Annotated in this window: 22 protein-coding genes; 6 read left to right on the forward strand and 16 right to left on the reverse strand. The window is 55.5% G+C overall.

Features of this window, described 5'->3' with window-relative positions:
* Nucleotides 1-2: 2 nt before the first annotated feature.
* From FLS37_RS11605 to FLS37_RS11645, 9 genes are all read right to left on the reverse strand, one after another.
* Complete coding sequence (locus FLS37_RS11605; RefSeq protein WP_157670092.1) at nucleotides 3-2,414, reverse strand: DUF1631 family protein; 2,412 nt, start codon at nucleotides 2,412-2,414, stop codon at nucleotides 3-5.
* Nucleotides 2,415-2,663: 249 nt separating this feature from the next.
* Nucleotides 2,664-3,905, reverse strand: coding sequence for a beta-ketoacyl-ACP synthase II (gene fabF / locus FLS37_RS11610; protein ID WP_157670093.1), 1,242 nt, complete (start codon nucleotides 3,903-3,905; stop codon nucleotides 2,664-2,666).
* A gap of 162 nt (nucleotides 3,906-4,067) precedes the next feature.
* The gene (gene acpP, locus FLS37_RS11615) at nucleotides 4,068-4,307 is read right to left on the reverse strand and encodes an acyl carrier protein (protein WP_028449818.1); all 240 of its coding nucleotides are present in this window, start codon (nucleotides 4,305-4,307) and stop codon (nucleotides 4,068-4,070) included.
* A 197-nt stretch (nucleotides 4,308-4,504) separates the two neighbouring features.
* Complete coding sequence (fabG, locus tag FLS37_RS11620; protein ID WP_157670094.1) at nucleotides 4,505-5,248, reverse strand: 3-oxoacyl-ACP reductase FabG; 744 nt, start codon at nucleotides 5,246-5,248, stop codon at nucleotides 4,505-4,507.
* An 87-nt stretch (nucleotides 5,249-5,335) separates the two neighbouring features.
* Nucleotides 5,336-6,271 (reverse strand): ACP S-malonyltransferase, encoded by a 936-nt coding sequence (fabD, locus tag FLS37_RS11625; protein ID WP_157670095.1) that lies wholly within the window; start codon nucleotides 6,269-6,271, stop codon nucleotides 5,336-5,338.
* A gap of 69 nt (nucleotides 6,272-6,340) precedes the next feature.
* Nucleotides 6,341-7,300 (reverse strand): beta-ketoacyl-ACP synthase III, encoded by a 960-nt coding sequence (locus FLS37_RS11630; RefSeq protein WP_157670097.1) that lies wholly within the window; start codon nucleotides 7,298-7,300, stop codon nucleotides 6,341-6,343.
* A gap of 46 nt (nucleotides 7,301-7,346) precedes the next feature.
* Complete coding sequence (gene plsX / locus FLS37_RS11635) at nucleotides 7,347-8,408, reverse strand: phosphate acyltransferase PlsX (RefSeq protein ID WP_157670099.1); 1,062 nt, start codon at nucleotides 8,406-8,408, stop codon at nucleotides 7,347-7,349.
* Nucleotides 8,409-8,513: 105 nt separating this feature from the next.
* Complete coding sequence (rpmF, locus tag FLS37_RS11640; RefSeq protein WP_157670101.1) at nucleotides 8,514-8,693, reverse strand: 50S ribosomal protein L32; 180 nt, start codon at nucleotides 8,691-8,693, stop codon at nucleotides 8,514-8,516.
* Between the two features lie 25 nt (nucleotides 8,694-8,718).
* Nucleotides 8,719-9,246, reverse strand: a complete 528-nt coding sequence (locus FLS37_RS11645) for a DUF177 domain-containing protein (protein WP_198314598.1) — start codon at nucleotides 9,244-9,246, stop codon at nucleotides 8,719-8,721.
* 61 nt (nucleotides 9,247-9,307) lie between these two features.
* On the opposite strand from FLS37_RS11645, the gene FLS37_RS11650 reads away from it, so the two are divergent.
* From FLS37_RS11650 to FLS37_RS11660, 3 genes are all read left to right on the forward strand, one after another.
* Nucleotides 9,308-9,907 (forward strand): nucleoside triphosphate pyrophosphatase, encoded by a 600-nt coding sequence (locus FLS37_RS11650; protein WP_157670103.1) that lies wholly within the window; start codon nucleotides 9,308-9,310, stop codon nucleotides 9,905-9,907.
* 99 nt (nucleotides 9,908-10,006) lie between these two features.
* On the forward strand, nucleotides 10,007-10,714 hold the full coding sequence (locus FLS37_RS11655) for an SAM-dependent methyltransferase (protein WP_157670105.1): 708 nt from the start codon (nucleotides 10,007-10,009) through the stop codon (nucleotides 10,712-10,714).
* Nucleotides 10,715-10,751: 37 nt separating this feature from the next.
* A complete protein-coding gene (locus FLS37_RS11660) occupies nucleotides 10,752-11,408 on the forward strand; it encodes a phosphatase PAP2 family protein (RefSeq protein WP_157670107.1) in 657 nt (218 codons plus the stop codon).
* Here FLS37_RS11660 and dinB read toward each other — a convergent pair.
* Nucleotides 11,394-12,443, reverse strand: coding sequence for a DNA polymerase IV (dinB, locus tag FLS37_RS11665; protein ID WP_157670110.1), 1,050 nt, complete (start codon nucleotides 12,441-12,443; stop codon nucleotides 11,394-11,396). The two genes, FLS37_RS11660 and dinB, sit on opposite strands and share 15 nt — an antisense overlap.
* 190 nt (nucleotides 12,444-12,633) lie before the next feature.
* Here dinB and FLS37_RS11670 point away from each other — a divergent pair, with 190 nt between their 5' ends.
* From FLS37_RS11670 to FLS37_RS11680, 3 genes are all read left to right on the forward strand, one after another.
* Nucleotides 12,634-13,470, forward strand: coding sequence for an ABC transporter substrate-binding protein (locus tag FLS37_RS11670; RefSeq protein ID WP_157670112.1), 837 nt, complete (start codon nucleotides 12,634-12,636; stop codon nucleotides 13,468-13,470).
* An 87-nt stretch (nucleotides 13,471-13,557) separates the two neighbouring features.
* The gene (locus FLS37_RS11675) at nucleotides 13,558-14,187 is read left to right on the forward strand and encodes a hypothetical protein (protein ID WP_157670114.1); all 630 of its coding nucleotides are present in this window, start codon (nucleotides 13,558-13,560) and stop codon (nucleotides 14,185-14,187) included.
* 246 nt (nucleotides 14,188-14,433) lie between these two features.
* A complete protein-coding gene (locus FLS37_RS11680) occupies nucleotides 14,434-14,625 on the forward strand; it encodes a hypothetical protein (RefSeq protein WP_157670116.1) in 192 nt (63 codons plus the stop codon).
* 74 nt (nucleotides 14,626-14,699) lie between these two features.
* Here FLS37_RS11680 and FLS37_RS11685 read toward each other — a convergent pair whose 3' ends face one another.
* From FLS37_RS11685 to FLS37_RS11710, 6 genes are all read right to left on the reverse strand, one after another.
* Nucleotides 14,700-15,686, reverse strand: a complete 987-nt coding sequence (locus tag FLS37_RS11685) for an NAD(P)H-quinone oxidoreductase (RefSeq protein ID WP_157670118.1) — start codon at nucleotides 15,684-15,686, stop codon at nucleotides 14,700-14,702.
* A 161-nt stretch (nucleotides 15,687-15,847) separates the two neighbouring features.
* On the reverse strand, nucleotides 15,848-16,252 hold the full coding sequence (locus FLS37_RS11690) for a hypothetical protein (protein ID WP_157670120.1): 405 nt from the start codon (nucleotides 16,250-16,252) through the stop codon (nucleotides 15,848-15,850).
* A gap of 68 nt (nucleotides 16,253-16,320) precedes the next feature.
* Complete coding sequence (locus tag FLS37_RS11695) at nucleotides 16,321-16,644, reverse strand: hypothetical protein (protein ID WP_157670122.1); 324 nt, start codon at nucleotides 16,642-16,644, stop codon at nucleotides 16,321-16,323.
* A 391-nt stretch (nucleotides 16,645-17,035) separates the two neighbouring features.
* Nucleotides 17,036-18,262, reverse strand: coding sequence for a putative hydroxymethylpyrimidine transporter CytX (cytX, locus tag FLS37_RS11700; RefSeq protein ID WP_157670124.1), 1,227 nt, complete (start codon nucleotides 18,260-18,262; stop codon nucleotides 17,036-17,038).
* Nucleotides 18,263-18,542: 280 nt separating this feature from the next.
* Nucleotides 18,543-19,031 carry a GNAT family N-acetyltransferase gene (locus FLS37_RS11705; protein ID WP_157670126.1) on the reverse strand — a complete coding sequence of 163 codons (489 nt, stop codon included), beginning with the start codon at nucleotides 19,029-19,031 and terminating at the stop codon, nucleotides 18,543-18,545.
* A 940-nt stretch (nucleotides 19,032-19,971) separates the two neighbouring features.
* A partial coding sequence (locus tag FLS37_RS11710) for a transposase (RefSeq protein ID WP_198314540.1) occupies nucleotides 19,972-20,210 on the reverse strand: 239 nt, incomplete at its 5' end.

Consider the following 20,210-nt stretch of genomic DNA (forward strand, 5'->3'; position numbering starts at 1 on the left):
CATCAGGCAGCCTGAGCATCCATAATATCGGCGGAATTGAGCAGCGATTCCATCGCCCGCTCGAACAGCAAAGCTTGCTCCGTCCAGCGTGCGCGCCCGCTCTGCAGCAGACGCTTGAAGACGCTGACGCTAATCACCGATGGCGCGGCGTCTTCTTCCAGTTTGAGCATCAGCCGCGTTTCATTCGGGCTCATCCAACACAGGCGTGCCGGGCGCAATTCGCCGGTGAGATTCACTTCAATCGGCACACCGCTGCGCAGCCGTTCAAACAGAGCTTCATTACTCATTGGCGCAGCAGTATCGTCATGCAGCGCGGCGGTGCCGGGCTGTGCCAGCTCGGCTTCCACCTGGCGATCAATAAAGCCGATTTCAACTTTCAATTCGCTGATGGCCCGATCGAGTAGCACCGGGTTGATTTGATCCAGCGCGGCCAGCTGGCTGGCATCGGGATCGGCCGCAACGGCACCGATAAATTCGGCCAGCTGCGCGCGCAACATTTCCATGCTGGGCACTTCGATCTGGCTGGCCGCCAAGCCGGCAATCGCCGTGCGGTGCGCATCGATCATATAGCTTTTAAATTGCTGCTGCTGAGTGGCGTCCCAGGGGGTAAATTTCAGCCCTTCGTTCAGCACGGCAATCAGGCGCGGAATCATGCCCAGCAATTGCTGGCGCTCGGCGCGCTCGGCTTTGGGCGCAATGCTCCAGATCAGCTCTGGCACAAACATGCGAAAGCGCAGCGCTTGCACCTGATCCTGGCGCTCGGCGCATTCAATCGCGTACGGCCAGGTATTGATGAAAAAGTCATGCAGCAGATTATCAAGCGTGAACTCGGCCAGTGCCTGCGCCGTCTGCGCGGTAATCCGGGCAAAGCGCAGGGTGCGGCTTTCGGCGTTTTCCATCGCTTGCGACGCCAGCTCGGATTGCTCGTCGGCGGCGCGCAGCTCGCGTGCGATAAAGCGATCCAGCTCGTCGAGCATGCGGGAAAACAGCGCGGCACTTTCTTCCTCTTCCTGCAACAAGGCTTCGATAATCCGGCGGATTTCCGCCGTCATTCGCTCGGCTTTGGGGTCCAGCTGCTGCAAACCCTGGGCAATGGAGCCGATGCGATTCACCAGCATGCGCGCCGGATGATGTTTTTGTGAAAACAAAGCCGGGTCTTGCAGCGCGGTTTTGAGCACGATCCATTGCAAGCGGCCGAGCTGGGCGCGAATCTCGGCCGGCACCTGGCCATCGCGCAGGATAAACTCGAACAGCATGCCGACAATATCAACAATCATCTGCTCGTTGATGTCATTGCTGGCGGCATTGAGCTCAGCCCTTTGCTCCAGAATCAGATTACGCACCTGGCCGCGCTCATCGAGCTGAACGCCCTGCAGATGCGGCTGGCTCATCTGATCGATCGATTGCGACAAGCCCTGGCTCAGTACTTGCGGCTGAACCTGCACGCTGGCCTGACCGCGAAACAGCTGGCGAATCGCCGATCCGACCTGTTTGACCGTACCCAGCCAGCCAGCATGTGCCGCAGCGTTGGGCGCGGCCAATCCGGTGGGCTCTTCAGCATCCCAGGCTTCATCACTCCCCTGCACGGCTTGCTGTCGAATCAGTGCGGACCACTGCCCTAGTCGCCCAAGCGGGTGAATGACTTCGTTGGCTGGCACTGCGGCCATTGCAGCGCTGGTGTCAATGTAATCACTGTGCGCCTGTGCCGAATTCTGGATTTCTTCCATCGGATCGGCCACCATATGTCGCAGCGTGCTCGGGTCGGGCAATTGTCTGACCCGCAATTGTAGCTGCGCTGCGATGCCGTGTTGCGCCAGTAGCTGATTCAAAGACTGATAAATGCCGATCACATGCTGCTGCAGTTGCTCGGCCAGCGTTTCGCACAATAGCTCGTGCAACTCAGGCTCGATATTCAGGCGCTCGGCGGCCATGCTCAGACAGCGCGACATCAGATAAGGCCGGAAAGGATTTTCCCGCTCATTGATATCGTCCTGATCAAACAGAATGGCCATGCGGATATTCAGATCACGCAATTGCTCTTCAGCCGCGTTTCTGAGCCTAGCGGTTAGTTCGTCGATTTTCAGCTCGCCGTCAAACTCGCTGGCATCAACCAGCGACAGGCTGTCGGCAGAAAAAGATTCGCTAAATGAGGGGCGGAAAGTGCTGTAGGCGGTTTGGTAGCTGCGGTTGAGCAGCCTGTCCATACCATCGGCCAGCTCTTGCAGCCAGCCCTGCTCGCGGGTCATCAGCGCGGCACGGGCGTCGAGCATCTGCCTTTGCTCGCTCAGGTTGGCCGCGCGGTCAGCGCGCAGAAAAAGTGTATCTGCGCTGTGAGAAACTAGGTTTGGCAATACGGCATTAAAGGCGCGTAAAAACGCCCCACGTGTCGCCGTGAGCAAGTCATTCCGATCCATAAATTGTCCAATTTTTTGCGCAAAGTTCGGCTCACATCATTTAAGCAGATACGGCGAACTTGTTTCTATTTTTAGTGGAACACATTGTAAGGATTTCCTGACAAAGACGCGATCAAGATCAGTGCAAGCCGACCAATGGCATATTTTTAGCTACAGAGTGGCCGTTTTCTTGGTAAATAAGCGATTTGAAGACGTAAAAAAGCCACGCCGTTCAGGGCGTGGCTTTTTGGCATTAAAAGCACGGAATATTTATACGCGCTTGAACACCAGAGTACCGTTCGTGCCGCCGAAACCGAAGCTATTCGAGATTGCCACGTCGATTTTCATATCGCGCGCAGTATTGGCGCAGTAATCCAAATCGCAACCCGCTTCGATGTCTTGCTCGAACAGATTGATCGTTGGTGGCGAAACCTGATTGTGCAGCGCCAGAATCGAGTAAATCGCTTCAACACCACCCGCGCCGCCCAATAAGTGGCCGGTCATCGACTTGGTTGAATTGACAACGACTTTCTTGGCGTGATCGCCCAAAGCGATTTTCAGCGCATTGGTTTCATTCGCGTCGCCCAGTGGTGTTGATGTACCGTGTGCATTCACATAATCAACCGCATCGGCGTTCAAGCCTGCATCGCGCAAAGCATTTTGCACGCCGCGTGCCGGACCATCTGCATTCGGTGCAGTGATATGGTGCGCGTCCGAGCTCATACCGAAACCAACCAGCTCAGCGTAGATTTTCGCGCCGCGTTTTTTAGCGTGTTCGTACTCTTCCAGCACCAATACGCCGGCGCCCTCGCCCATCACAAAGCCATCACGGCCTTTGTCCCATGGGCGCGATGATGTTGCCGGATCATCGTTGCGCGTTGACAGCGCTTTCATCGCAGCAAAACCACCAATACCCAGTTTGGAGATTGCACCTTCAGCACCACCGGCAACCATAATGTCGGCATCACCGTACTGAATCATCCGTGCCGAGTCGCCAATACAATGCGCGCCAGTCGTACACGCCGACACGATGCCGTAACTCGGGCCTTGATAGCCTTTGATAATCGACACATGGCCAGCAATCAGATTGACCAATGAGCCGGGAATAAAGAACGGGCCAATCTTGCGTGGGCCGCCGTGAACAACGTCAACACCGGTGTTTTCGATCAGTGGCAAACCACCAATACCTGAGCCGATATTCACGCCAACGCGGGTTTTATCCAGATTGGCCACGTCGTCCAGGCCAGAATCAGCTACCGCTTGCAAAGCTGCAGCAATCCCGTAATGAATAAATACGTCCATGCGGCGCGCATCTTTCGGGCTGATGTACTGAGCAATATCGAAATCTTTTACTTCACCGGCGATTTGGCAAGCCAGGTCGCTCGCGTCAAATCGGGTAATCATGCCAATGCCAGACTTGCCAGCAAGCAGGTTGGCCCAGCCAGTGGCAACATCATTGCCGACGGGGGACACTTGACCCAAACCGGTAACAACTACTCTGCGTTTAGACACGTGGGGGTACTCCGCTTCAAAACCGGCGCCTAGGCAAAATCAGCTGTGAAAACGGGCTTTGCCAGTGTGCAAAGCGCTATTTCAAACAGATGTTTTAGCTGCGCCAGATAAAATAAAACCCCCGCTACAGCAAGCCATAGCGGAGGTCTGGAATCACCGAGATTACTTGTTCAGGTGAGCGTTAACGTAGTCAACAGCTTGTTGAACGGTAGTGATTTTTTCAGCGTCCTCGTCAGGGATTTCGCATTCGAATTCTTCTTCGAGGGCCATAACGAGTTCAACGGTGTCGAGTGAGTCGGCGCCGAGGTCGTTAACGAACGAAGAATCAATCTTAACGTCAGTTTCTGGCACGCCCAGTTGCTCAGCAACAATCTTCTTCACGCGCTGTTCGATGTTTTCCATGGATTTAGTTCCCAAGCCTTGTTAGCTTAATTTCTGAAAAATGCGTTCGCATTCTACCAATAATTTGGCGGTGCAAACAGTTACATGGTGCAATAAAGCGCAAATTTACTTGTTTTTGAGTAATTTTGCTACCGCGCGAGCGGTTTTTTTTACTGCACCGATCCGGCAAAATCGCAATCGCTGGCGATTTTACCCGATTAATTCATAAACATCCCACCATTTACATGGATGGTGTTGCCTGTGATGTACGCCGCCTTATCCGAGGCCAAAAAGCCTACAGCGTCGGCGATGTCTTGCGGATCGCCCAAGCGGCCCAGCGCAATATTAGCCACCAGGTGTGCTTTTTGCTCGTCCGGCAGGCCTTTGGTCATATCAGTATCGATAAAGCCTGGTGCGACGGCATTGACGGTCACGCCACGGCTGCCGATCTCTTTGGCCAATGATTTGGTAAAACCAAACAAAGCCGCTTTGGCTGCCGAATAGTTGGTTTGACCGGCATTACCGGTAGCGCCCACCACGGAGGCAATATTAATAATCCGGCCCCAGCGCGCTTTCATCATATTGCGCATCACGGCTTTGGATAATTTGTACACGGGTTTCAGATTGGTATCCATAATGGCATCCCATTCTTCGTCTTTCATGCGCATCAAGAGGTTATCACGCGTAATACCGGCGTTATTGACCAGGATCGCAATCGCGCCAAATTCTTTCTCGATTTGCGCCACGATGGCGTCACAGGCACCCTCTTCGGTCACGTTCAGACGCAAGCCCGCGCCAGTTGCGCCAGCCGCTTTCAGGTAGTCGCTGATCGCGACAGCGCCACTGTCGCTGGTCGCCGTACCAATCACAGTTGCGCCCATGCTAGCCAGCTCGAGTGCAATTGCCTGACCAATCCCGCGTGATGCACCCGTTACCAGCGCCACTTTACCTTGCAAACTCATAAACACCTCTCAATGATTAGCAGGTATATGCCTAGAGCGCCTATCAGCTATTCTCTACAAGCATATACCCCTATTAATACATTCTGATTAAATGGCCGCTTTCACCGCATCCAGCGAGGATGCATCCAGCAGCGCAAACGAAGGTAAATCGGCAGCGATGCGTTTATTCAAACCCACCAGCACTTTACCTGGGCCGCATTCGGCCACCACGCTGACGCCATCAGCCACCATTTTCTGCACGGTTTCTACCCAGCGCACTGGCTGATATAGCTGACGCACCAAAGCATCGCGCACGGCAGCGGCGTCACTATACGCAGCCACATCGGCATTGTGCAAGACAGGCACAATCGGCGCATTGATCGTGAGGGTTGCCAGTTTGGCCGCCAGCTTTTCTGCTGCAGGCTTCATCAGATCGCAATGCGATGGCACCGACACGGGCAATAGCAAAGCACGTTTCGCACCGCGCGCCTTGCACGCTTCACACGCACGCTCAACCGCGGCCTTGCTACCGGCAATCACCACCTGACCGGGCGAGTTGAAATTGACCGCCTGCACCACTTCACCTTGCGCCGCTTCAGCACACGCAGCGATGATTTCTTCGTCGGCCAGATTCAGAATCGCCGCCATCGCACCAGTACCCGCTGGCACGGCTTGCTGCATCGCTTCGGCGCGCAGGCGAACCAGCTGCAAAGCATCGCCAAAACTGATGGCTTCCGCCGCCACCAGCGCGGTGTATTCGCCCAGACTGTGTCCGGCCATCACCACCGGCATTGCGCCGCCGCTGGCCAGATAAGCCCGCCATGCCGCAACACCGGCGGTCAGCATCACCGGCTGGGTGTTCACGGTGGCATTCAGCTCATCGGCCGGGCCATCGTTCACCATGGCCCACAAATCCTGCCCCAGCACACTGGAAGCTTCGTCAAAAGTGGCTTTGACCAGCGCAGCATGCGCTGAATCAGCCCAGCCATTCATCATGCCAATCGATTGTGAACCTTGACCGGGAAATACAAATGCTAACGACATCGCAAACTCCTAAAACACTTGTTTCACTGCAATAAAAACGGCGCTGTCTGCGCCGTTTTGATCAACCTGTTAAAACTTGGCGAGAATAGAACCCCAAGCAAAGCCACCACCAATTCCTTCCATCAGAATGGTCTGGCCACGCTGAATCTTGCCCGACTTGACACCGTGATCGAGCGCCAGCGGAATCGATGCCGCCGAGGTATTGCCCTGCTCACCCAGCGTCACGATCACATTATCCATCGCCATGCCCAGATGCTTGGCGGTCGATTCGATAATGCGTACATTGGCCTGATGTGGCACCAGCCAGTCAATATCGGTTTTTTCCAGACCGGCTTCAGCCAGTGTTTCTTCGGCAATATCGGCTAGTGCGCGCACGGCAAATTTGAAGACCGCATTGCCTTCCATATAAATCCACGGCTCACCATCGAGCACGCCCTGTTTAGGGCGTGCGGCAGTTTTCAAAATGCCGTTGTAGCGGCCATCGGCTTTGAGTTTGGTCGCCAGAATGCCCGGCTCGTCCGATGCAGTGAGTACCACTGCACCCGCGCCGTCGCCAAACAGAATGCAGGTGCCACGATCTTGCCAATTGATCAGATTGGATAGCTTTTCCGCCCCAACCACCACGGCACATTTAGCTGCACCGCTTTTTACCATCGCATCGGCAGTGGTCAGCGCATAGACAAAACCGGCACAGACGGCCTGCACGTCAAAGGCCGGAAAGCCATGCACATCGAGTTTGTTCTGCAATAAACACGCGGTCGACGGAAAAATATTATCCGGCGTGGTCGTGGCAACGATCAGCAAATCGATATCTTCTTTTGCAACCCCAGCGCTTTCGATCGCACGCTCGACGGCGATGAGCGCCAGATCAGACGTTAACTGATCGTCGGCGGCGATATGGCGCGAAGAAATGCCGGTACGGCTCACGATCCACTCGTGGCTGGTGTCGACCATTTTTGCCAATTCATCATTGGTCAAAATACGCTCTGGCAAATACGAGCCAGTGCCTGCAATACGCGAATAAATCACAACCCACTCCTTAGCCTGATTATCAATCGGCGCTTGGCGCGCCCAATCAGGCGGACTGTTCCGCTGCCGATTTCTCACCGGCATCTGTGGCTTCAAAATGCCGCAATTCATGCTGCACTTGATCGGTAATACGCTGAATCAGGCTGGAGCGGGCTTCCTCAACGGCCTGAGCCAGCGCCCAGTAAAACGCAACTTCATCTGCACCGCCGTGGCTTTTAACCACAATGCCGCGCAAACCCAGAAAAGACGCCCCATTAAAACGGCGCGGATCCAGTTTGTTTTTAAAGCTTTTCAATACCGGCATCGCCGCCAGCGCCAGCAATTTGGTAAACCAGTTGCGGGTAAATTCGGCCTTCATCGCGGTATTGAACATCTGCGCCACGCCTTCCGAAGCCTTAAGCGTGATATTGCCGGTAAAGCCATCACAGGCCACCACATCGACCGTGCCTTTGTAGATGTCATTGCCTTCAACATTGCCGACAAAGTTCAGCCGGGTCTGGCGCACCATTTCGGCGGCAGCTTTAACCACCTCATTGCCCTTGATGTCTTCCGAGCCGACATTGAGCAGGCCGACAGTCGGCGCGTCTTTTTGCTTGATCGCCGCAAACATGGCCGAGCCCATAATGGCAAACTGGGTAATCTGCTCTGGCGTCGAATCGACATTCGCGCCCAGATCGAGCATCAGCGTCTGACTGCCTTTCATGGTCGGCATCAGGCTGGCAATGGCCGGGCGGTCGATACCCGGAATCGTCTTGAGCACAAATCGCGCGGTCGCCATCAGCGCGCCAGTATTACCCGCCGAGACGCAGGCATTGGCTTCGCCGGATTTCACCAGATTGATGGCCACACGCATTGATGAATCTTTCTTATTTTTCATCGCCAGCTGCGGTGATTCATCCATCGCCACCACTTCGGATGCCGCATGAATACGCAAGCGCGGCCCGGTTTGCGCCTGGCGGGCTTTCAATTCAGCCTCCAGCGCATCGGTCAAGCCCACCAGGACAATATTCACATCGGGGTTATCGCGCAAAAAACGCAGGGCTGCCGGCACGGTAACATGCGCGCCGTGATCGCCACCCATGGCATCAACTGCAACGGTAATATCCATTTCTGATCCTAAAACGACGAACGGCGCAAGCGAGGGGTCTCACTTGCGCCGCAAGGCTAAGCAAAGCTTAGAGAGGCACTAAAGCGCGAATGATTCGCGACAGAATTACTCGCCTTTGGCCTTGATCACACGACGGCCTTTGTAAAAGCCGTTTGGAGAAATGTGGTGCGGGCGATGAACTTCACCAGTCGCAGCATCTACAGACAAAGCTGGTGCAGACAGGAAGTCGTGAGCGCGGTGCATGCCACGTTTTGAAGGTGATTTTTTATTCTGTTGAACTGCCATGTTAAAACTCCTTAATACTCAGTTGTCATTCCGCTTTCCTGGTTTTCAACTGAGCCAGGACTGCAAACGGATTAGGTTTATCGCTCGCCAATTTGGCTAGCGCTTCGTCGCCACCACATACTTCATGCGTCAGCGCTACGGGTAAAGCGAGCAAAATCTCATCTTCAACCAGTGCTTCAATATCCAGCTCCGGATCGATCAAGATGCCTTCAAGGTCTTCGTCGAGCGCTTCGGCTTCGTCGATTTGTTCCTCGCTGGCAAACTGAGTCAACACGGTTTCACTGTGGAGCTGCCAGGGCGCGCCCAGAAGGCAACGCTGACACACCAGCTGCAGGGCTCCCTTTACTTCCAAATAAAGCCAAGGGCGCTGCAAGCGATCTACACCACTTTCGATATGCCAGAATACTTCGCCTGACGTATCGGCCAACTGATCGGCAAGCCGGGTAAGTTGGGCAAGCGGTATAGAGCCTTTGAGTTCTCTAGCTTCTTGCGCAAATTCCGCGCTATGTATCACAGTCATATAGGCTGGGGCGTAGAACCGGAAACCGCGCATGATATAATCGTCCGCCTACTTGTGTCAATTGCAGCGCAACCGCGGGAAGCATTAATTTCTGATGAAAAAACAAGCCACTCACCATTTAAGCCTTGTGCTGGCCTCAAGCTCGCCCTATCGCAAAGAACTGCTCTCCCGCCTGGGGCTTGCGTTCAGCGTGGCGATACCTGATCTGGATGAAACACCGCTCGCCGGTGAGAGCGCCGCCCAAACCAGCGAACGCCTCGCGATTGCCAAAGCCCGCGCACTGGCCGGGCAGTTTCCAGATAGTTTAATCATCGGCTCGGATCAGGTCGCACTGCTCAATGGCGAACAGCTGGGCAAGCCGGGCAACCATGAACGTGCGGTCCGGCAGCTGCAGGCCATGCGCGGCCAGAGCATTGATTTTCATACCGCGCTGGCGCTGTACAACACCGCCAGCGACACCCACCAGAGCATCGTCGATATGACCCGCGTCACCATGCGCAACTACAGCGACGAGCAGATCGAGCGCTATTTGCAGCGCGAACAGCCCTATAACTGCGCGGGCAGCGCCAAAACCGAAGGGTTGGGGATTGTGATGATAGAGAAAATCGAATCGACCGACCCAAGCGCGATTATCGGCCTGCCGCTGATGGCACTGGTGACGATGCTCAACAAGGAAGGTTTTGCCATTTTATAATCCGGCAAAGCTTTTACATACAACACATAGGTATTGCCATGAAACCAATGTCATTCAACGACTTCATGCATATACCCAACATTCAACAATGAGATTTTCATGGCCGGTACTTTATACCTAATCCCCGTTCCGATGGGCGGCGACACCTTGAGTAATATTCTGCCCGCTGACGTGATTCAAACCGCTAGGCAATTAACACACTTTGTCGTTGAAAACGCCAAAACCACGCGTGCGCATTTGAAAATGTTCGACACACCGCACGAGCTGCGCAGCCTGTGGATGCAGGAACTATCCGAGCACACCAAGGATCATGAAGTGTCGGCGCTGCTCAAGCCGCTGCTTGAAGGCTTTGACGTCGGCCTGATGAGCGAAGCGGGCTGCCCTGGCGTGGCTGATCCGGGCGCGCGGCTGGTGCAGCTGGCACATCAGCGCGGCATCCAAGTCGCCCCCTTGGTTGGCCCTTCGTCCTTGCTGCTGGCGCTGATGGGCTCGGGCGCAAACGGGCAGAAATTCCGTTTCAATGGTTATCTACCATCCGATACCGCAGGCCGCTTGCAAGCGCTGCGCCAGCTGGAAGCGAGCTCGGCCAAAGAGAATCAGGCTGAAATCTTTATCGAAACGCCATACCGCAATCTGGCGCTGTTTCAAGCGCTGCGTGATGGGCTAAAAGGCAGCACCCGCCTCACGGTGGCGTGCGATATGACCTTGCCAGCACAGGAAATCCTGACGCTGGAAGCCACCCAGTGGAAAAAACGCGCTGAGCCCAATATCAACAAGCGCCCGACCGTGTTCATTATTCAGGCGTGAAAAATACCGGGTCAAATCGCGCAAAAGCAGTTAATTTTTGCGCCCATTCCCAGCCGAAGACTTCACCGTGACCACGCTCTACCCACCCCGCCGCCTGATTGCCAGCGCCAGCACTGCGCTGGCTTGCTGGCTGCTCTTACAGCATTACACCTCACTGGCCCAGCTCGACGCTCTGCTGGGGCAATGGGCGTATGCGCACAGCCATGCAGCCGTGCAATTGAGCCGCTGGCTTAGCCAGATTGGCGGCGGTGTGGGCTGTGTTTTGCTGATACTGGCGGCAAGCGCCCTGCTTGGCCGCCAATATCGGGATACGCGCGGCGTGGCATTTCTGGTGGCCGCCGGGCTGGGCAGCTGGCTGCTCAACTCGCTGCTGAAAAATCATTACGAGCGCAGCCGCCCGACCTGGGAGCATCTGGTGTATGCCAGCGGCTATTCGCTGCCCAGCGGGCATGCGATGGCAGCGCTAACGCTGTCTTTCGCCCTGGCCTTGATCATGAATCGGCACTGGCCGCAGCAACGATGGTTGTGGTGGGCCTTGGCCGCCAGCTGGACAATGGCAGCCGGCGCTGCCCGGCTGGTACTGGGCGTGCATTACTTTACCGACGTCATCGCGGGCTATCTGCTCGCCAGCAGCCTGCTGTGCGCGCTGAGTTTAATCTACCAGCCAGCCACACAGCGCTTACCACAAGCTTAGATTTTGTGGCGCAGCGGCGCGCTGCTCGGCAAAACGCACACCAACCCCCAGCAGACGCACCGGCTTGGCGCCACGTTGCCAGGCCTGATTGAGCAGTGAGGCGAAAATCGCCGGATCGGGCGTGGGGCAAATGCATTCCATCGTCGTCTGGGTAAAATCGTGAAACTTGATTTTAACAAAGGCTTTATGCGGGGTATCGCGCTGTGAGCGGCTCTGGCGTTGGCTAAAATCGGCATACAGTGAGGGCAGCTTGGCGATGCAGGCGGCTAAATCGGGTAGATCTTGATGGTAGGTATGCTCCACCGACAGCGATTTACGCTTGTCGCTACGCGCCACTGGCCGCTCGTCGATGCCGCGGCATTGCCAATACAGCGACTCGCCCAAGCGCCCCAACACCCGCAGCAAATCGGCATGCGACCACGCTTGCACATCACCGCAGGTATTGAGGCCCAGTTTGGCCAACTTGCCCGCTGTCACTTTGCCAATACCCCAGAGTTTGCCCACCGGCAAGCTGGGCATAAATGCGGCAACTTCATCGGGCGTAATCACAAATTGCCCATTCGGTTTGCGCCAATCGCTGGCGATTTTGGCCAGCAGTTTATTGGGCGCAATCCCCGCGCTGGCGGTAATGCCAACTTCAGCTTCAATCCGCGCGCGTATTTCTTGCGCCATCAGCGTGGCGCTGCCGTGGCAATGCGGCAGACCACTGACGTCAAGGTAGGCTTCATCCAGCGACAGCGGCTCGATGCGCTCGGTGTAATCAGCAAAAATCGCGTGCACGCGGCGCGAAGCATCGCGATAGCGCTCGAATGAATGTGGCAGCAAAATCAGATTCGGGCATTGCCGTAGTGCCCATTTAGTCGGCATCGCCGAGTGAATGCCGAATTTGCGCGCCGGATAATTACAGGTTGAAATCACGCCGCGCTGCTCGGGCGCGCCGCCAATGGCAATCGGCAATTCGCGCAGCTCGGGGCGATCGCGCATTTCCACCGCCGCGTAAAAGCAATCGCAGTCGATATGAATAATTTTGCGCACCACTCCTCCTGTCTCAGCCGATACGCCACAACATCAAAGTGTACGTTCGTTCTACAAATTGAGCAAGCTGGATGCGCAGCAGCACCGACCTTACAGCGGATCGGCATTTTCCCGGCCAAGGTCTTGAATCTATAGTGAAATAGTTTCGCGGCACACGGCAAATACACCGGGATGTATATCAAGGAAAGCCATGATAAATAAAGCCTGCACCTATATACCCCTAATCATCCTGCTATATTCCAGCTTGCTTGGCGCGCAGCCGCGCTGCCCGCAAGCCATCAGCATTGGGCTGCATGAATTTGGCCTGTTTTTTCATAAAAACAAAGGCATTGACGCCGATCTGGTACAGGAGCTGGCCCGCCGTAGCCGTTGTGAATTCAATATCCAGGTACTGATCCGCGCACAGATCTGGCACGAACTTAAAAATGGCAGCTTGATGATGAGCGTGTCTGGCCTGCAAGCGGTAGACCGTGAGCAGTTTGTTTACTTTAGCGAACCCTATCTGATCCAGAAAAACATGGCCGTGCTGCCCGCAGCAATTGCAGCGCAATACCCCGAGCCGAAAGATTTTCTGGCCGCGCCCAAGCTGCGCTGGGGCAAGGTGAAGTCTTTTTTGCACGGCGAGCAGCTTGAGCCATTTATCCGCCAGTTGACCAACCAGCAGCGGATTGATGAAGCGCAAGACAGCCAGCAGCTGTTTGAATGGCTCAGAGCAGGCAAGGTGCAAGGCATTTTAGCCCATCCTGCTGCCTATACCTATTATTTGCGTCATATCCCGTTTGATCACCGCCCGGCGATTCGTGACTGGGCACCCGCCGATCGGGGCATTGCGGCCAGGCTGGTTTTTTCTAAACAGCATTTCAGCACCCAGGATATTCAGGCATGGAACGCGCTGCTGCGCGAGATTCGCGACGATGGCACACTGGAGCGGATTCTGGGGCGCTACCTGCCCGACTTTGAAGTTCAACGCATTCTGAACCACCCGCTTGCCGCTGGTCAGAACAAATCGCCAAAAAGCAGCAAATAAGACCGGCCTAGCCAATTTCAGCCTTAGTTTGCTCCTAAAACTGCCGATAATCACAGAGAACCCAAGCCATATCGATGAGGTGTCATCATGAGCAGCACAATCAGCAATCTCAACGTGAATGTCAGTAGCAGCAACACTGTTACGCTGCGCAGTAGCCAGACCAGCTCGGCCACCAAGGAAAGCCCGGTTGAGCAGGAAAAAGTAGAGCTCAATGGCGAGCCCGCTCAGGCGCTGACTTACGACAAACCCGGCAGTGCCAATAGCAAAAACCCGCGCATTGTGCCGCCCGATCTGGAAACCCTGCTGGCGCAATCGCAAAAGCAAGCCGAAAGCCTGATCAACCTGGTGCGCAATCTGGTTGAAGAACAAGGACTGGATTTCACACTGGTGGTCAGCGGCGAGCAAAAACTGAATGCCGATCAATCCACCATTGACGCGGCCAAAGCAGCGATTGGCGAAGATGGCGAGTTTGGCGTGAAAAAAGTCGCCGAACGGATTTTAAGCTTTGCCAAATTCGCCATTGGCGATGACCCGGCCAATCTGGAAAAAATCCGCGCCGCCGTGCAGGAAGGCTTTGACTCTGCCAAAGAGGTGCTGGGCGGCACTTTGCCGGAAATCAGCCAGAAAACTTATGAAGCCATCATGGGCGAATTTGATCGCTGGGAAAAAGAAGGCCTGCCCACTGGCGATACAGTGGGCCTGAGCACCACGGCCTGATGGGCCATTGAAAACGGTGGCAAGGCTGGTGGATGGCAAGCAATTTAGCGCTGAACGATGACTAAACGCTGATAAAGCCCGCGTCAAGGTCGATGGTGGCGATTGATCTACCCGAGCGACGCTTTTTTCACTCCTGGGCCCAGATCTCCGACAGCCGGTGTGCATCGTCACCGCACATCGGCTTACACCAACAAAACAGAATCCATTCATATACTTAAGCGTACCGTCATTAATTTGGAGTGCGCGATGAACCCTAAATCTCTGGAACCAATCGAGCTGATTACCATTGAAGAACAAAGCACAGCAGTAATGCAGCAAGCCCAACCACAAAGCTACCTCTACCAAACCGCCCGCCGCCTGAAAAGCCTGATGCAACTTGAACTGATCCGCCGGGGTCTATTCGCCCGGCAAATTGCCGCCTTGCGTAAATCGCGCTAAACGCAAGCGCAGCCCTTAGCCCAAGCCACACCGCACACCAGCGGGTGGCTTTTTTCATGGGCAGCGATCAGCCCTCACTCTGCAACGCGCAGCACCACCTTGCCCAGATTCTGATTGTCCGCCACATAGGCGTGCGCCTGCGCCGCCTGCGCCAGCTCAAAAGTGCGATCCAGCGTGACGCGATACTCACCGCTCACAATGCGCGGCACAATCTGCTCGCGCAAAGCCTGCGCCAGCCTTGCTTTGCTTTCCAGCGGCTGGCTGCGCAGCGTTGATCCGGCAATCCGCTGGCGCTTGACCAGCAGCACGCCTAAATTAAGCTGCGCCTCTACACCGCCAAGCAGGCCGATGACCACCATCAGGCCGTCACGATTCAGGCAGCGCTGATTCGCGGCCAGATAACTACCGCCCACGGTATCCAGAATCAGATCCGCGCCACCAGCGGCTCTCACCTCGGCGGCAAAATCCGCCGCGCGATAATCAATCACCAGATCGGCCCCCAGCTCGCGGCAGAACGCCTGCTTGTGCGGCGAACTCGTCGTCACCGCCACCCAGGCACCCAGCGATTTGGCCAGCTGAATCGCCGCCGCGCCCACCCCGCTGGCCCCGGCATGAATCAGCACCCGCTTTGCGGGCAGCCCCGCTTGGTGGTGATCAATCTGCAACTGGCCGATCTCGACCAGATTCAACCACGCTGTCATCCACGCTTCCGGCAAGCTGGCTGCTGAGACGGCATCAAGGGTATTGGGCTGCAGAATAGATAGTGATTGCTCTAGCAAGCAATACCCCGCATAAGCTCCACCGGCCACCAGGCCAAAAACCTGATCACCAAGTTTAAAATCGCTTACCGCCTCACCGATGCCCACCACCTCACCAGCCACCTCCAGCCCCAGAATCTCCGATTCCCCCGGCAGCGGCGGATACTTGCCCTGCGCCTGCATCAGATCAGCACGATTCACCCCCGCCGCAGCCACTTTCACCAGCAACTGCGTCGAAGCTGGGTTTGGGATGGGATGGTCGGTGAGTTGGAGTTGATGATTGATGGCGGTGATAGCGAGCATGGGGTGGGCTTTTTGGAGTTAATTGGAATGAGGCGGCTTTCGACCCAAAGCGGCAGCTCGCCGCTCAGGAAAGCGGACCTTCAGCGTAAAGCCAATCGACGCTGTACGGCTTTACTCAGCCCGTCCAGCACCAGAGCGAACAAGGTTGAGCACCGTATTGGCTAGTTCCGCAGAATAGCTGCACTGGAAACCTGCTGGTTGTCCTGAAAGCTGACAAGTAATACTGAGTTGTGCCATCCGTGACCGGAGCATTGACCAAGCTCATAGTAGACCTTCGCTTCCTTTGTTACGTCTGGCTCACCAAGCAGCAATTTGACTTCGGTGATTGACTTATCTCGAAGTAGATTGGTAGTAACGATGTCGATTGCCATGCCGCCACGAACGCAGCCGGGGTCGCTGCTATGTTCATACACATTTGCTTTTTCTTTCCAGGCTGTCGGTGAAAACGTGGTGCGCTCCGCAGTTACTCCGTAATAGAACGACCAAGCGATGTAGCTACCGACAGCAAGAATGACTGCCACAAAGGCGGCCAAGGTAATTTTGATGATTTGAAGAACTTTCAACATGCGAGCACTAATTAAGCCATTTGAAAAGTTGGTTCATCGGTGCATCGTGCCGTGAATCCTATGGAATATCAATGCGCCAAGGTCCGCTTCTGGCCGATTGCCGCCAGTCGCTTGATTTCAACGATTGTAATGATTTTCAGTGCCTTCGGCACGGTGTTTTTATGCGCGTTTCCCGCAAGGGGATTTCCGTTGGTCTCCGCTCCGCTGACGGGAAGGGGTATTTGCTTCTGCAAATACCCCTTCACCCCAAAGCAGCCCCCGGCATCCGCGTCGGCTGCGCTGATGCCCTCGACTGCGGACGGATCGAGGCGGCGGTTGCGCTTACCAAAACAGGCGCAACCGAAACCCCGCCCCGCCCGTTCCTCGCTCGGCGCAGCTGCAGGGGAATCCATGCAGGCCAACCATTGCGGTATATACATGGCTATGTGTTGCTCTGGAGATCAATTTGGTATTGATCTTCATCGATATACCCATGCCATTTTTGTAGGATCGGCTTTAGCCGACCCTACGGTTACTGCTGATTAGTACAGATTGCCCGTGGAGCCGCGCCGATTGAAAATGACTCGGCGAGGTTTTAAGCCGCGTAGTGTTTGAGCGTCGCGACGTTAGCGCAACGCGAGTTGTAGCGGCGCCTCGCCGTGGCTTTTTCAAGCGGGGTTTCGCGGCGATCGGGCGCGCTGGGGTTGCAAGGGGACGAGCAAGACCTCCCCTTGCTCGTCTGGCCGGCGAAACGGCCGGTTTATCGCCTGCGCAGCAGGCTTAGCGACAGCTGTTCGCGCCAGATTAATCCTGCCCCGCCAACACCACCTCACCTGCTGGCCGCAATTTGCGCATCAGCAGGCCAATCGCCAGCGTGGCGGTGGCGACGATCAGCATCACTGGCAAGGTATTGCCGAGCACAAAATCCCAAGTCATCGAATAGCGATACAGCGCAAAGCCGCCCAGCCACAAGGCCAGATTGCGCCAGTTCACGCTTTGCTGCGAGGCGTCCTGTTTGAGCAGGAAAAAATCCACGCACAATATGGCGATCATGGGTGCGAAGACCGAGCCGATCAGGAATAGAAAATCCATAAAGTTATTCACCGGCGCAAAAATCGCCAGCGCGGTGCCCAGCGCAACGGCGGTAATACCGGCGTGGCGCTCGTTCAATTTGGGACTGATGCTGGCGGCGGAAATACCAGCCGAAGCGGCGTCCAGAAAGGTCGTGGTGACGGTAGAAAACACCACAATCAGAACCGCCGCGACCCCCAGGCCTGCCGAGGCCATGATCACCGCCACGTCCCCCGATCCGGCAAACAGCGCCGCCCCCAAGCCGATAATGAACATCCAGCAGCTACCGACAAAATACGCCAGCGTCGCACTGGTCGTTCCCCAGCCAGCACGGCGTGCCGAGCGGGTGTAGTCGCTAACCAGCGGCAACCACGACAGCGGCATCGCGACCGATAATTCAACCGCAGCACCAAACGACAGCGTTTGTGCTGCCTCCACTGGTAAAGCCACTGCCTGCGCCGAGAAAATCACAAAGCTGAGCGCAATGGTCAGCAGCAACAGCAACACAGCCATCGCCGATTGCAGGCGCGACATGTTTTTTAATTCCAGCGCAATCCACAGCGCGATCAGCGCACCGATCACCAGCGACCACGCCGCCAGCCCCAGCTGCGGCACCAGATATTTGGCGGCCGCCGCGCCGGAGGCGACCATAATCGCCGTCCAACCGACCAGCTGCACCACATTGGCCAGCGAAAAAATCAGGCTGCCGCGTTGTCCAAAAGACAGTTTCACTGTCTCCATCGCCGGTTTGCCCGTTTTAGCGCCGATGTAACCCGCAAGCCAGAACAGCACGCCGCCGATGACATGGCCGAGCAAAATGGCCTTCACACCCTGCTCAAAGCCCAGCGGCGCCAGAAAAGTACCAGTCATGATTTCGGCCAGCGACACGGCAGCGCCAAACCACAGCAAGGCCAGCGCGGGGCTGGATAATCGGTTAGAAGAATCGGCAAGCTTGCTCATAAAAATCCCTTTAAGTAGATAGACAAAATTTTTCTTGCATCGTTGTCTCGCCTTGTCGTACTTCAGTACTGCCTGCGGCTTCGACGCCTTGCCATAAAATTTTCGTACGGGTACTTAGCGCCCATCTGGCGGGATGCCAAATGGCCCGAATTTCCGAGCTTTTGGCATCCCAGTCAACACAGCGCCCATCATACACCGGGGCAAATGCCCACCTATTGCTGATTGCAGCGCTTTGTATCTGGATCAAACTCCAGCGGCGGGGAACGGCAAGATATGGCGTTTAGGTCGCCGCGCAGGCCGCTGGGTGCGCGGCAGGCAATGGTTTGCTCATAAAGTGGCTAAAAGGGTCTAGCCGGTAATCGGCAAACGGGCCGCAATCAAGAAAGCCAAAATCCCGATAGAGTCGATGGGCGGCCAGAAAAGCATCGCCCGTACCAGTCTCCAAGCTGATCCGACGCACGCCCCGCTGAGCCGCCATCTGCTCAATTGCGTGCAGAATTTGCCGGGCAACGCCCCTGCGCAAATGCCCCGCCGCCGTACGCATCGATTTAATCTCCGCATGGTGTGCATCCAGCAATTTGAATGCACCACAACCGAGCAGCTCATCACCATCCCACGCCGTGAGAAAAGTAATCTCCGGCGCTTTGAGGGCTGCAATATCCAGCGCATACACGCACTCGGCAGGCGAGCTGGCATACATGCCCGCAAGGTGTTCATTCAATAATGCGGCGACTTTGGGGTGGCTGAGATCGTCAACGATGATGCGCATTGGCTAGTCCGATTGAGCTGAGGAGATAGCTTGGAGCGAGCAAGTTGTGTGCCTGCGTGTTTGGGTAACTAAGACCCCGAAGCTGAAAGTATTTGTGCTTGGCGCCAAGCTACCTAGCCCAACATACCGGGGTGAAAGTGGAGAATTACACCCACGTTTTAAGCAGCTACGCCGCCAGTTTTTGGGATGAGCGTTCCGACAAGCCACTTGCGATTTTTCTCTCTTGAATTGGCGGCTATGCGCCGCGGCACTTACTTTTCTTTGCTCCGCCAAAAGAAAAGTAAGTAAAAGAAAGGCGACCCTTCATCAAGTTTCGCTGCGCGAAATGCCCTCGCTGCGGACAATCGAGGCGGCGCTTGCGCTTAACAAAACAGGCGCAAGCGAAACCCCGCCCCGCTTGTTCCTCGCTCGGCTTGATGAAAGGGGAGCAAGCATCAGCTCGACCAGCGTATTTCACTAATAAAACGAATTTGAAAATCAAAACGTAGAGCCGGCTTTAGCCGACCAAGGTCAATCACAAAAATGTCGACCAAAGCCGGTTCTACGTAGGTATACCCGTGAAAATCAATCCATAATTGGTCTACAGAGTGACACCATGACATGTATGTACGAATATCGTTGGACGCGCGGATCCCCCTGCATCAGCGCCGAGCGAGGAACAGGCGGGGCGGGAATTCGGTTGCGCCTGTTTTGTTAAGCGCAACCGCCGCCTCGACTGTCCGCAGTGAGGGAATCCCGCGTAGCGGGACGCAGATGAGGGGTCGCCTTCTCTTGCTTACCTTCTCTTGGCGAAGCAAGAGAAGTAAGTGCCGCGGCGCATAGCCGCCAATGCCCGTGAATTAAACATCGCAGGCAAATAAAAACCGCCAAAATTGGCGGTTTCATTCGTACGATTACGCGCTTGCCTCCGATTTCGCTATGCTCTATCGGAGCTAAGTAATCACGCATAACTAATTTTAAATTTCGAACCGAAGCCGGATAAAAGGGTGTGGACTTCTTCGACCAATTTATCCTTGCTCCACGACTTGAAGCTACGCCAAAAATGCTTGGCGTGTTTCCACACGATCTCGATCAAATTGAGCTCAGGGCTATACGCTGGCAAGTACATCACCACAAAACGATGATCCACCAACCAACGATTGACCACCTCTTCATCAAAATGGTGATGCACTGTCGCGT

The organism is Chitinibacter sp. GC72 (assembly GCF_009760905.1).
Lineage (GTDB): Bacteria > Pseudomonadota > Gammaproteobacteria > Burkholderiales > Chitinibacteraceae > Chitinibacter.

Bases quoted from the DNA above. Each gene is read 5' to 3' on its own strand.
- acpP (WP_028449818.1), bottom strand. From the start codon at position 4,307: ATGGAAAACATCGAACAGCGCGTGAAGAAGATTGTTGCTGAGCAACTG.
- cytX (WP_157670124.1), bottom strand. From the start codon at position 18,262: ATGAGCAAGCTTGCCGATTCTTCTAACCGATTATCCAGCCCCGCGCTG.
- rpmF (WP_157670101.1), bottom strand. From the start codon at position 8,693: ATGGCAGTTCAACAGAATAAAAAATCACCTTCAAAACGTGGCATGCAC.
- FLS37_RS11650 (WP_157670103.1), top strand. From the start codon at position 9,308: ATGAAAAAACAAGCCACTCACCATTTAAGCCTTGTGCTGGCCTCAAGC.
- FLS37_RS11690 (WP_157670120.1), bottom strand. From the start codon at position 16,252: ATGTTGAAAGTTCTTCAAATCATCAAAATTACCTTGGCCGCCTTTGTG.
- FLS37_RS11670 (WP_157670112.1), top strand. From the start codon at position 12,634: ATGATAAATAAAGCCTGCACCTATATACCCCTAATCATCCTGCTATAT.
- FLS37_RS11685 (WP_157670118.1), bottom strand. From the start codon at position 15,686: ATGCTCGCTATCACCGCCATCAATCATCAACTCCAACTCACCGACCAT.
- fabD (WP_157670095.1), bottom strand. From the start codon at position 6,271: ATGTCGTTAGCATTTGTATTTCCCGGTCAAGGTTCACAATCGATTGGC.
- plsX (WP_157670099.1), bottom strand. From the start codon at position 8,408: ATGGATATTACCGTTGCAGTTGATGCCATGGGTGGCGATCACGGCGCG.
- fabG (WP_157670094.1), bottom strand. From the start codon at position 5,248: ATGAGTTTGCAAGGTAAAGTGGCGCTGGTAACGGGTGCATCACGCGGG.
- FLS37_RS11655 (WP_157670105.1), top strand. From the start codon at position 10,007: ATGGCCGGTACTTTATACCTAATCCCCGTTCCGATGGGCGGCGACACC.
- FLS37_RS11675 (WP_157670114.1), top strand. From the start codon at position 13,558: ATGAGCAGCACAATCAGCAATCTCAACGTGAATGTCAGTAGCAGCAAC.
- FLS37_RS11680 (WP_157670116.1), top strand. From the start codon at position 14,434: ATGAACCCTAAATCTCTGGAACCAATCGAGCTGATTACCATTGAAGAA.
- FLS37_RS11605 (WP_157670092.1), bottom strand. From the start codon at position 2,414: ATGGATCGGAATGACTTGCTCACGGCGACACGTGGGGCGTTTTTACGC.
- FLS37_RS11695 (WP_157670122.1), bottom strand. From the start codon at position 16,644: ATGGATTCCCCTGCAGCTGCGCCGAGCGAGGAACGGGCGGGGCGGGGT.
- FLS37_RS11645 (WP_198314598.1), bottom strand. From the start codon at position 9,246: ATGCGCGGTTTCCGGTTCTACGCCCCAGCCTATATGACTGTGATACAT.
- FLS37_RS11705 (WP_157670126.1), bottom strand. From the start codon at position 19,031: ATGCGCATCATCGTTGACGATCTCAGCCACCCCAAAGTCGCCGCATTA.